Origin of the sequence: Stenotrophomonas sp. HMWF003 (genome assembly GCF_003061285.1) — a bacterium.
GTDB classification, from domain to species: Bacteria; Pseudomonadota; Gammaproteobacteria; order Xanthomonadales; family Xanthomonadaceae; genus Stenotrophomonas; species Stenotrophomonas maltophilia_AP.
On record NZ_QAIW01000368.1, the window covers coordinates 4,313 to 11,672 of the forward strand.

8 protein-coding genes and 1 pseudogene are annotated in these 7,360 nt (G+C 65.9%); 3 read left to right on the forward strand and 6 right to left on the reverse strand.

Features of this window, described 5'->3' with window-relative positions; translation table 11 throughout:
* The 3 genes from DBR34_RS15100 to DBR34_RS15110 form a co-directional block, all read left to right on the forward strand.
* Positions 1-1,054, forward strand: a 1,054-nt coding sequence (locus tag DBR34_RS15100; RefSeq protein WP_258223971.1) for a Gfo/Idh/MocA family oxidoreductase, incomplete at its 5' end; no start/stop codon positions are given.
* 18 nt (positions 1,055-1,072) lie between these two features.
* Positions 1,073-1,939 (forward strand): sugar phosphate isomerase/epimerase, encoded by an 867-nt coding sequence (locus DBR34_RS15105; protein WP_128097406.1) that lies wholly within the window; start codon positions 1,073-1,075, stop codon positions 1,937-1,939.
* A gap of 18 nt (positions 1,940-1,957) precedes the next feature.
* Entirely contained in the window at positions 1,958-2,254 is a 297-nt protein-coding gene (locus DBR34_RS15110) for a cytochrome c (RefSeq protein ID WP_181394029.1), read from the forward strand.
* Between the two features lie 30 nt (positions 2,255-2,284).
* Here DBR34_RS15110 and DBR34_RS15115 read toward each other — a convergent pair whose 3' ends face one another.
* From DBR34_RS15115 to DBR34_RS23300, 6 genes and pseudogenes are all read right to left on the reverse strand, one after another.
* Positions 2,285-3,043, reverse strand: coding sequence for a DUF1080 domain-containing protein (locus DBR34_RS15115; RefSeq protein WP_128097407.1), 759 nt, complete (start codon positions 3,041-3,043; stop codon positions 2,285-2,287).
* Entirely contained in the window at positions 3,043-3,618 is a 576-nt protein-coding gene (locus DBR34_RS15120) for a gluconate 2-dehydrogenase subunit 3 family protein (RefSeq protein ID WP_128097408.1), read from the reverse strand. Before DBR34_RS15120 ends, DBR34_RS15115 begins: the two co-directional genes overlap by 1 nt.
* Entirely contained in the window at positions 3,618-5,303 is a 1,686-nt protein-coding gene (locus tag DBR34_RS15125; RefSeq protein ID WP_128097409.1) for a GMC family oxidoreductase, read from the reverse strand. The genes DBR34_RS15120 and DBR34_RS15125 overlap by 1 nt, the downstream gene beginning before the upstream one ends.
* A 30-nt stretch (positions 5,304-5,333) precedes the next feature.
* Positions 5,334-6,230: a TIM barrel protein gene (locus tag DBR34_RS15130; RefSeq protein WP_128097410.1), complete on the reverse strand. Its 897-nt coding sequence runs from the start codon at positions 6,228-6,230 to the stop codon at positions 5,334-5,336.
* Between the two features lie 256 nt (positions 6,231-6,486).
* Entirely contained in the window at positions 6,487-6,933 is a 447-nt protein-coding gene (locus DBR34_RS15135) for a hypothetical protein (RefSeq protein WP_128097411.1), read from the reverse strand.
* A gap of 324 nt (positions 6,934-7,257) precedes the next feature.
* Positions 7,258-7,360: pseudogene (locus DBR34_RS23300) on the reverse strand (single-stranded DNA-binding protein); the annotation flags it as partial.

The window sequence follows — 7,360 nt, forward strand, 5'->3', positions numbered from 1 at the left end:
GGCCGGTGCGGAGATCCGTGGCGTCTCCGCCTCGTCACCGCAACGCGCACGCGACGTGGCGCAGGCGTGGGCCGTGCCGCGCGCCTATCGGGACATTGACGAGGTGGTCGCCGATCCACAGGTGCAGGTGGTGCACGTCTGCACGCCCAACCATCTGCACCGCGCCATGGCGCAGGCGGCGCTGGAAGCGGGCAAGCACGTGATCTGCGAGAAGCCGCTGGCGACGACGCTGGAAGACGCCCAGGCCCTGGCTGCCCTGGCCGCCTCGAACGCGTTGGTCGCCACGGTGCCCTTCGTCTACCGCTACCACCCGGTGGTCCGCGAGGCACGCGCCCGCATCGCGCAGGGCGAGCTGGGGCCGCTGCACCTGATCCACGGCAGCTACCTGCAGGACTGGCTGCTGGATCCGGCCAGCAACAACTGGCGCGTGGATCCGGCACTGGGCGGCGCATCGCGCGTGTTCGCCGACATCGGCTCGCACTGGTGCGACCTGGTGGAATGGGTCAGCGGCGAGCGCTTCGTCGACGTCAGCGCGGCGTTCGCCACCGTGATCCCCGAGCGCGGCGCCCTCACCGGGCAGAGCTTCACTACGCCAACGGCGGGCGGCGCGATGCAGGCGGTTGCGAGCGAGGACGTGGCGGCGGCTATGTTCCGGACCGGTGCAGGCACATTGGCGTCGCTCACGGTCAGCCAGGTATCGGCCGGACGCCACAATCGCCTGTGGTTCGAGATCGATGGCGCCCAGGCCAGCGTGGCGTTCAACCAGGAAGACGCCGAGCGGCTGTGGGTCGGCCGTCCCGACCAGCGCGAGGAAATATTCGTCCGTGGGCCAGGCGCCGGCAGTGCCGAACAACGCCGGCTGTCGGTGTTGCCCGCCGGGCATGCGCAGGGCTACGGCCCGTGTTTCGAGGCGTTTGTCGCCGACACCTACCGCGCCATCGAAGGCGAGCAGCCGCAGGGCCTGCCCACCTTCGAAGACGGCGTGCGCTCGGCGCTGATCGTCGACCGCGTCATTGCATCGGCCAGGACACGTGCCTGGACCACCATCGGCTGAATCCCGGGAGATCGTTTGATGAACACCTCTGTTCGCAGAACTGCAACCCTCGCCCTGCTGCTGCTCGCTGCCCTGCCGGCCTTCGCACACGACATCGTTACCCCCAAGAAGCCCATCGCGGTGCAGATGTACTCACTGCGCAACGCGGGCTCGCTCGACCAGCAGTTGAAGATCGTCCATGACGCGGGCGTGGGTGCGGTGGAAACGGTGGGCACGCAGGGCGTCAGCGCCCCCGAACTCAAGCAGCTGCTGGACCGGTACGCGATCAAGGCGATTTCGTCGCACGTGCCCCTTGCCGAGCTGCGCAGGGACCTGCCCGGCGTGGTGGCCTTCAACCGGTCGATCGGCAACACCACGCTGGTGGTGCCTTACCTGGACGCGAAGGACCGGCCAACCGACGCCGCAGGCTGGACCGCACTGGGCAAGGAACTGGGCCGGATCGCGAAACAGGTACGGGCCGAGGGCATGCACCTGGCCTACCACAATCACGATTTCGAGCTGGTCGACTTCAATGGCAGGACCGGCCTGGACCTGCTGTTCGCCGCGGCCGGACCTGAGCTGCAGACCGAGCTGGATCTTGCCTGGGTGGCACGCGCCGGCTACGACCCGGCGGTGATGCTGGGCAGGTTCCGCGGCCGGCTGTTCGCCGTCCATGCCAAGGACAATGCGCCCAAGGGCCAGGCCGAAGACGAAGGCGGTTTCGCCGCGATCGGTCAGGGCGTGCTCGACTGGAACGCGATCCTCCCGGCCGCGGCGGCGGCCGGCGTCCAGTGGTACATCGTCGAGCACGACCAACCCCGTGATCCTGCCAAGGTCATCAAGACCGGCGCCGATTACCTGCGCAACCACCTGACCGTCAGCCTGCCCGCCCGCGCAACGCGCTAGCCCGCAAAGGAGCCCTGCTTGAAAACGACCCTGACTCTGACGCTGACCCTGTGGGCGGCTACGCATGCGCCGGCGGCGTGGTCCAAGGACGACCTCGCCGCGGGCGCGAAGCTGTACGCGGCGCACTGCACGGCCTGCCACGGCGCGGATCGCGCGGGCATGCCCGGCGCGTTCCCCGCGCTGACCGATATCGGCAAGCGCATGACGCCGGTGCAGATCAAGGAGAAGATCAGCAAAGGTGGCGGGCTGATGCCGCCCTTCTCCCACCTGTCACAACAGGAGATCGACGACATCAGCAGTTACCTGGCGAAGTAGCAGGCCGGCACTGGCGCCGGCCCTGCGCCGTCAGAGTTCGCGTACCCATATGTTGCGGTAGCTGACCTTGGCATCGTGCTCCTGCAGGTAGAGCGGTGCGCACCCGTGGGGCGCGTACGACGGTGCGCCGATGTACTCGGTCTTGCCCGAGAGAACAGTGTCGTCCTGCACCAGAACACCGTTGTGCAGCACGGTGATGCGCGCGGGCGAGATGAGCCCGCCGCCTGGCGAGAAGCGCGGCGCCTTCCAGACGATGTCGTAGGCCTGCCACTGGCCCGGCGGGCGCGAGGCATTCACCCGGGGCATGGCCTGCTTGTAGATCGCGCCGGCCTGGCCGTTGGCGTAGGTCGGGTTGTTGTAGCTGTCCAGCACCTGCAGCTCGTAGAGCTCCTGCAGGAAAATGCCGCTGTTGCCGCGGTTCTGACCGTCAAACCCCTTCGTGTCGGTGGGCGTGCGCCACTCGACATGCAGCTGGATGTCGCAGAAGCGCTGCTTGGTGCGGATGCCCTTGCTGCCCGGCACCACCGTGAGCGCGCCCTCGGCCACGCGCCAAGGCACACGCCCGCCCTGCTCCGACTCCCAGGCGGAGACATCCTTGCCATCGAACAGCACGATCGCGTCGGAGGGCGCCTTGCCCGGCGGCGTGGACACCACTGCAGGCACGGGCGTCCACACCTCGGTCTTGGTTGGATCGCGTGCGGGATCGGTGTCGGCCTGCGCAACCGCGGACGCCGTGGCCAGCAGGCCAGCGGCGACGTGGAGAGACCTGATCAACGTGCTGCGGTCCATCAGCTGGTCCCCCAGGCAGGCGTGCCAGACACATAGGCCAGGTCGCCGTCGTAGCGACCCGGTACCGCGACGTAGCGCAGCACCTCGGTCGCGCCGACCTTCGAGGTGAAAAAGCCGAAGATGGCGAGCTGCTTGATCATCGTGAAGTAATGCGGCATCGGTTCTCCTTCTTCGGCGGTGCCAGTCTCGGTCACCTCGACCGCGTGTTTCCGGGCCTCTGCATCCAGCGCGCGCAGGAGTTCGGTGCGGGCCGGCGGCGCGAGCGAAACGAACCGGCCGCCGGCGCGTTTGTCGATATCGGCCAGGCCGGCCCGGAACGTCGCCTGCTGCCGGGCCGTATAGCAGTCGGTGACGAACGTCGCCATGAACGCGCCGGCGCCCGCGTCCTTCGCACCCGGCGTTTTCGTCCGCGGCAGGATGGTCTCGGCGATCTCATCCAGCGTGCCCACGTCGGCGTCGGAGAAAGGCATCTTCGCCCCTGCGGCGGGCGCCTGCCCCTGGGCGAGCGCGGGCAGGCCGACCATGGCCGCGCCGGTGGCGGCGAGGATCATCTTCAGCAGTTCGCGACGATCCATCAGAGGTTCCCCGCTTTCAGTTCGCGCACGGCATGGTCCGCAGCCCGCGCCGTCAGCGCCATGTAGGTCAGCGACGGATTCACGCAGGCGCTGGAGGTCATGCAGGCACCGTCGGTCACATAGACGTTGGGCGCATCCCAGACCTGGTTGTGCTGGTTCAGTACGGAGGTTCTGCGGTCACGCCCCATGCGTGCGGTCCCCATTTCATGGATGCCCTTGCCCGGGGCGTAGTCGTTGTCGTGCATCTGCACGTCCTTCACACCGGCGGCTTCCAGCATCTCGGCGGCATCGGCGGCCATGTCCTTGCGCATGGCCTTTTCGTTGTCGCGCATGGACACGTCCATCGCCAGTACCGGCAGGCCCCACTTGTCCTTGCGCTCGGCGTCCAGGCGGATCGTATTGTCGTGGTGCGGCAGCATTTCGCCGAACCCGGTCATGCCGATGCGCCAGTCACCGGGCACGGTCAGCGCCTCCTTCAGATCGGCACCGATGTTCAGTTCGGCGATCTCCCGTGACCACCCGCTGCGGCTGGCACCGCCCTGGTATCCGAACCCGCGCAGGTAACCGCGCCTGTCCGCAGCAACGTTGCGGAAACGGGGAATGTAGAAGCCACAAGGACGGCGGCCGAGGTAGTACTTGTCTTCATACCCTTCGACCCGGCCGGAAGCACCCGCGCCGAAATGATGGTCCATCACGTTGTGCCCGAGTTCGCCGGACGAGGAGCCCAGCCCACCGTCCCAGACATCGGTGGCCGAGTTCATCAGCAGCCAGGTCGAATTGAAGGACGACGCATTGAGGAAGATCACCTTGGCCGTGTACTGGTAGGTCTGGCCCGTCTCGGCGTCGATGATCTCCACGCCGCGCGCGCGCTTGCGGTCCTTGTCATAGAGCACTTCCTTGACGATCGAGAACGGCCGCAGCGTCAGGTTACCGGTCTTCATGGCCGCCGGCAGCGTCGCCGACTGGGTCGAGAAATAGGCCCCAAAGGGGCACCCCAGGATGCACTTGTTGCGGTACTGGCAGTTGACCCGGCCCTGTTCGGGCATGGGCTGGGTGATGTTGGCAGTGCGCGAGTGGATCATGTGGCGCGTTCCGCCAAACGCTTTCCGGATCCGCGCAGCCACGTCCTTCTCGACGATGTTCAACGGGATCGGCGGCAGGAACTCGCCATCGGGCAGCACATCCAGCCCCTCGCGGGTGCCGGCGATGCCGGCGAACTTCTCCGCGTGGTCGTACCACGGTGCGATGTCGGCATACCGGATCGGCCAATCCGTGGCGATGCCGTCCTTGAGGTTCGCCTCGAAATCCAGGTCGGAGAAGCGATAGCTCTGGCGGCCCCACATCAGTGATCGCCCGCCCACGTGATAGCCGCGGAACCAATCGAATCGCTTGGTCTCGGTGTAGGGCGATTCCTTTTCGTTCGCCCACATCCCTTCAAGGTTCTCGGCCAGGCCGTAGTCGCGCATCAACACCGGATAGTCGGCCTTCATCGCCTGGGTGGGCCGGTTGCGGTGCGGGAAGTCCCACGCCTCCTTCATCGCGTTGACGTAGTCCTTGACGTGCTCGATGTTGCGTCCGCGTTCCAGCATCAGGACCTTGAGGCCTTTCTCGGTCAGTTCCTTCGCCGCCCAACCGCCGCTGATGCCGGAGCCAACAACGATTGCGTCGTAGTGATTGTCTGCCATGGGTTCTACTTCACCTGGGTGGATAGCGTTTCAGACGTCGCAGAGGCGGATCGCCTCGCGCAGCGAGCCGACGGGATCCGGCGCGGCAGGCATGAACTCCTGAGCCAGATAGCCATCGAAACCGGTGTCGCGGATCGCGCGACAGATGGCGGGGTAATTGAGTTCCTGCTGGTCGCCGATCTCGTGTCGTCCAGGCACGCCCGCGGTGTGGTAGTGCTTGAAGTACGCGTGATGCCTGCCGATGGTGGCGATGATGTCGCCCTCCATGATCTGCATGTGGTAGATGTCGTACAGCAGGCCGAAATGCTCCGAGCCGAGCCGTCGGCACAGCTCGACGCCCCATGCGGTGTGGTCGCACAGGTAGTCGGGATGATCGACTTTGGAGTTCAGCAGCTCCATCACCAGCACCACGCCGCGCCGCTCGGCATGCCCGAGGATGCGTTTGAGCCCTGCCTCGGCATGGGCCATGCCCGCCTGGGGGTCCATGCCGTTGCGGTTGCCGGAGAAGCAAATGAGATTGCGATAGCCGGCCTCGGCCACCAGGTCGATGTGCCGCGTGTAACGCTCGACCAGCTGATCGTGGAATTCGCGGCCGGCAAAGCCTTTGGTCAGGCCCAGCTCCGCGCCGTTGCACATCGCGCTGTACACGCCGTGGGCCTTCAGCGTGGGCCAGTCCTCCGGCCCCACCAGATCGATGGCGGCGAACCCGACGCCCTTCACCGTCCTGCAAAGCTGGGCCACCGATTGCTGCGGAAAGGTCCAACGGGCGACGGAGTGCTTCAGGTTGCCCTTGAGTGGCGCGGTGGTTGCAAACGCGGGCAGAACGCCCGCCGCCCCCAGCCCAACGCTCCCGGCCACCGCCATGCGCAGCGCGTCGCGCCGTGTGAGCCCCGGGGCCGGGCCTGGTCCGATCGAATGGATAGGCATCCACTTTCCGGCCTCCCAACCGGTATCACACGCTGTCGATTCGGTTTAATGCAATCGATTGCACCATAGAGGAGCGGGTCTTTTTTTTGCAAGACGCAGTGCACTAAAAACCATGCTGCGGAGCACAATGCCCATGGACACCGTTGGCCCGACGCTGGGGCCTGCGTTGGTATCGTCGGGCGTTGGGAGAAGCCGACCAACGGTCGGCTCTACGGGTGTGCGAACAGGCACGCCGGTGCTTCGCATGCCCTTCGCGCTACTGTTCGGCCTCCATGGCCCGAGTTCCCTCGAGAATGAGCTTCTGTGCCGACGGATTGGCGTTGCCTGCGTTGGAACGCCTGGCCGCCGCCAAGGCATCGAGCACCATCGCACGTCGCTTCGCCGGGTCGTTCTCTCGCCTCGCGGCGGTCAATGTGCTCGCCGCGTAGTAATTCAGTTGCTGCGAATCGCCACGCTCCCGCGCCACTGCCTTCCACTTCGCGGCATCCTCGTCACTCCCCGAAAGGGCCTCGTAATGGTCGATCAGCCGCTTCACGGCTGCGACATCGCCGTTGTTGGCGGCCACCTCGACGGTCGCTCGCTCCTTGTCAGGAATCACGAAGGCATCGCTCGGACTTCGTTGTTCACTGGCGTGCGGGCCGCGCGGCTCGCCGCTGCAACCGGCCGTCGCAATGGCGACAACGACAACGGTGACGACGGACATTCCTGGTTTCATCGGGGCTTCCGCGATTTCGGCTGGAAGAGAGAATACTGAGCAGGGTTGGAGTAGTCGGGGTCTTTACCGTTCCCGCCAACTCTGGGCATAGGTCCGGTCACACCTATGGGATTCAACGTACCCAGTGATCCGGATCTCCGTGGAGAGGCCCAACGGGTCCCGGAAGCTGAGCGGATGACCGTCTACGCATGCGTAAGTCATGTCTGCATGACTATGCCTGACTATCTTTCCAGGCAAAAAAAGCACAAAAAAAAGGAGCCCCACGAATGGGGCTCCTGTCGGATCTTTATCGACGCTTACAGCCCCGTGTTCTTAGAACGGGATGTCGTCATCGGCGAAGTCGTCCATCGGCGGCGCCGGCTGCTGCGGCTGCTGCTGCGGGCGCTGCTGGCCGTAACCACCGCCCTGCCCGCCC